General features: G+C 56.7%; 4 protein-coding genes. 2 read left to right on the plus strand and 2 right to left on the minus strand.

All coding sequences use genetic code 11. From position 1 onward, the window contains the following. On the plus strand, window positions 1–372 hold a 372-nt coding region (gene nadE / locus ADB02_RS08905), incomplete at its 5' end, for an NAD(+) synthase (RefSeq protein ID WP_049190681.1). A 51-nt stretch (window positions 373–423) separates the two neighbouring features. On the opposite strand, the gene ADB02_RS08910 is transcribed toward nadE, so the two are convergent. Beyond that, complete coding sequence (locus ADB02_RS08910) at window positions 424–951, minus strand: TetR/AcrR family transcriptional regulator (RefSeq protein ID WP_049190684.1); 528 nt, start codon at window positions 949–951, stop codon at window positions 424–426. 249 nt (window positions 952–1,200) lie between these two features. Then, window positions 1,201–1,635 (minus strand): pyridoxamine 5'-phosphate oxidase family protein, encoded by a 435-nt coding sequence (locus tag ADB02_RS08915; RefSeq protein ID WP_049190686.1) that lies wholly within the window; start codon window positions 1,633–1,635, stop codon window positions 1,201–1,203. Between the two features lie 451 nt (window positions 1,636–2,086). On the opposite strand from ADB02_RS08915, the gene ADB02_RS08920 reads away from it, so the two are divergent. Then, a complete protein-coding gene (locus ADB02_RS08920; protein ID WP_011273191.1) occupies window positions 2,087–3,298 on the plus strand; it encodes an IS110 family transposase in 1,212 nt (403 codons plus the stop codon). Window positions 3,299–3,422 lie beyond the last annotated feature (124 nt).

A 3,422-nucleotide genomic window follows, 5' to 3' on the forward strand; every position in this document is an offset into this window, starting at 1 on the left:
GTTGACGGCGCTTTGGTCATCGGCACAGATCACGCCGCGGAGGCGGTCACCGGCTTCTACACCAAGCACGGCGACGGCGCCTGCGACCTCGTCCCGCTGCAGGGGCTGAGCAAGCGCCAGGGCGCGGCCTTACTCCGCCACCTCGGCGCACCAGCCAGTACGTGGGAGAAGGTGCCGACGGCCGACCTGGAAGAAGATCGACCTGCGCTTCCCGACGAAGTTGCGCTCGGGGTGACCTATACCGCCATCGACGACTACCTCGAAGGCAAGTCTGTCTCAGATGAGGATGCCGCGCGAATCGAGCACCTCTACTCCATTTCCCGGCACAAGCGAGCCGTCCCGCCCGGACCGGCCGATTCCTGGTGGCGCTAGGCTGCTGCCCCGGGCCACCGATTCAGCGTCCCGGACAGAGCAGCAAACCCCTTAAGAGAAGGCCTCCGCGCCAGCGTCCCAAATAGCCCCAACTGCGGCCAAGCTGTCTGCCGCACCGGCTTCAGCGCTGGGTTCCAGCGCAGGTGAACCATCCTGGACGAGCTCGGCGGTTACCAAACCGTGGGCGAACGCCCACATGGCCAGCCCCTTAGGCTCATCGCCGGCAACCTTAATGAATGCATCACGAATCCAGGCATCCAACGACGAAGGCGAGGCAACATTCACGAAATTAGTGCGACTCATCAAACGGTAGCCATGCGGGTCATCGAGAACTGCCTGACGGTACGCCTGGAGCAGGGATGCCGAAGTGCAGTCCTCATCAATGGCAGCATGAATGCGCTTACCCAGATTCTCAAGACTTTCGTTCAGCAGTAGCTGCAGGAGCTCTTCCTTGCCGCTGATGTGCTTGTACAGCGATGGCGCCTTCACATCGAGCCGCGCCGCTAGGCGGCGCATACTAATAGCACTCCAGCCCGATTCGCGCAGCATCGCGCGCGCTTCATCTACGATCTTCTGCATACGTGGAGACTGCCTGCGCACATCGGGCTGCACTGGCACCCCATCGGTCGATTCTATGGTGCACGTCACATTTGCGACTGTAACGGGTTGAATCTCACTTAGGGCGCTTTTGGGTAATTTAACCCAACAATTTTTTAAAAAAACAGCTAACGGCGGTGCTCAGTCACTAAAAGCTGCCTTTGCACGCTACAAGCTTTGCTTCACGACGGAGCCCCCACCGTCGTAAAGCAAAAGCGCCATATGCCGCCGCTACACTTCGTAGCGATTCGGCTCCTCCCCGAGGTGGAAATGGCGACCCGAAACATCGTTCGGGGTAATGCGCACGTAGTTGTACTTCAACGTCGGCAGCCAGGGCTTCAGCGGCAGCTCATCTGCAGCGTTAATATCAGCGCGGGAGGTGAGAACCTCTGCGTCCCCCTTAACGATGACCGACCAGGCCTTCTGAGCATCCTTGTCAACAAAGTCGGCCTCAAAAAGAACATCGTGGTTCAGAGAAACAGTAAAGAGCTTCGACCCCTCGGCAGTGCGGAAGTAAATGTTCCCCTCATGAACGACGTAGTTCAGCGGGAAAAGATCCATATCGTCTTTACGACGAACAACCAGTCGCCCAAAAGTCTGCGTAGCCAGCAGCTCAAGGGATTCTTCGGTGGACAGTTTCTGAATAACGGAGTCGTTGTTTGCCATACCCCCAGTATTCCACCGTTCAGACAAAGTTGCTACAGCCATACGGATTACCAATCACTGAGGTAAATCGCAGACGCATGGCACGAGAACAACTCACGGCCAGGGTTTCCCCATTCATCGACTTCTACCGCGCCCCATCCCGGCAGGCAGCCCCCCGGCACACTTTTGTCGTTTACCTTCCCCTAATTTTCCCTTTCCCCCTCCCTCCCCGTTACCTTGTGAGTGTCCCCGATAATGGGGATAGTCGCTGGTCCCGGTATGGCTTACCTGCCCTGTAGTTTCCATAATCCGGGGGGGTGTTGCCGCCGGGTGCCAGGACTTTCGATGACAGCTGATAAGGACACGGCCAGTTTTAAACTAGGTCTCTTTGTAACGTGGGTGCTTGCAACGAAGGTCATGACACCAGCGACTGGAACAACGCCATACCCATCTCGTTTTCTAGGAGCTCATCATGTCTCCGGAGCATTCCATCGACATATTCCTTGGGTTAGACGTCGGCAAATCTGAACACCACGCCTGCGCCTTAGACCGTGATGGCAACAAGGTCTTCGACAAACCGTTGCCTCAACTCGAATCCGAACTAGCAGGCGTTTTTCACCAGCTTCAGAAGCTTGGCACCGTGCTCGTGATCGTCGACCAACCCAACACCATCGGCGCACTACCGATTGCTGTAGCCCGGGACTGCGGTTGCGAAGTCGGATACCTGCCAGGTCTTGCGATGCGCAAAGCTGCAGATCTCTATCCGGGACGTGCAAAAACAGACAAACGCGACGCATTCATCATCGCCGACACCGCCCGCACAATGCCCCACACGCTACGTGCCGTCGACCGCAATGATGAGGTACTCTCCGCCCTAAAGATGCTGTCCGGCTTCGATGATGACATCGCCCGCGATTGCACTCGCACTGTCAATCGGCTTCGCAGTGTCCTCACCCAGATCTACCCCAGCCTGGAACGAGTTTTTGCTGGTAGCACCCTGACTCGCACGCCGATCCTGGAATTATTGATCCATTACAAGGGACCGCAGGGGCTAAAAAGAGCCGGATACCAACGAGTGTTGAACTGGATGATCAAGCGCACACGTAAAGACCCCACCCCGCTGGTAGACGACATTTTTACAGCGCTGAAAGCTCAAACAGTCACCGTGCCTGGAAGCGATGCCGCCGAGTTAGTAATTCCTCAACTGGCTGCAAACATCCAGGCCCTCAAAGAGCAACGAAACACCATTGCTGAGCAGGTTGAAGAGATGCTCGCTGATTTCCCTCTTTGTGAGGTCTTGATGAGTATGCCCGGAGTCGGCATCAAGACCGCAGCGCAGATCCTTCTTGCGATCGGTGATGGCTCCGACTTCGCTAGTGCTGGCCACTTAGCTGCTTATGCTGGAATAGCACCCGTGACTAGACGATCCGGTTCGTCGATCAGAGGTGAATTCCCGGCACGGTCAGGCAATAAACGACTGAAAAACGCCTTGTTCTACTCCGCATTCGCAGTTATCCGCAGCCACGAACCGTCACGGCGGTATTACGAACGCAAACGCGCTGAAGGAAAACGCCACAACGCAGCAGTCATCTGCCTGGCACGACGCCGATGCAATGTCATCTACGCGATGCTGAAAAACAAGGAGTTCTTCCGCGAAATCCCGCCACGCCCCGTCGCCGCATAAAGCCCCAAAGACGAAGCCGACCAGCACACGCTGGCCGGCTCCTAGGCACGCCTAAGAAACTACTCCCAAGACTGTGCTCGTCAACATCGGTCTGGCACTTGACAAAAACATAGGGACACCCCCC

The organism is Corynebacterium sp. 212_CJEI, assembly GCF_001055915.1.
Lineage (GTDB): Bacteria > Actinomycetota > Actinomycetes > Mycobacteriales > Mycobacteriaceae > Corynebacterium > Corynebacterium jeikeium_D.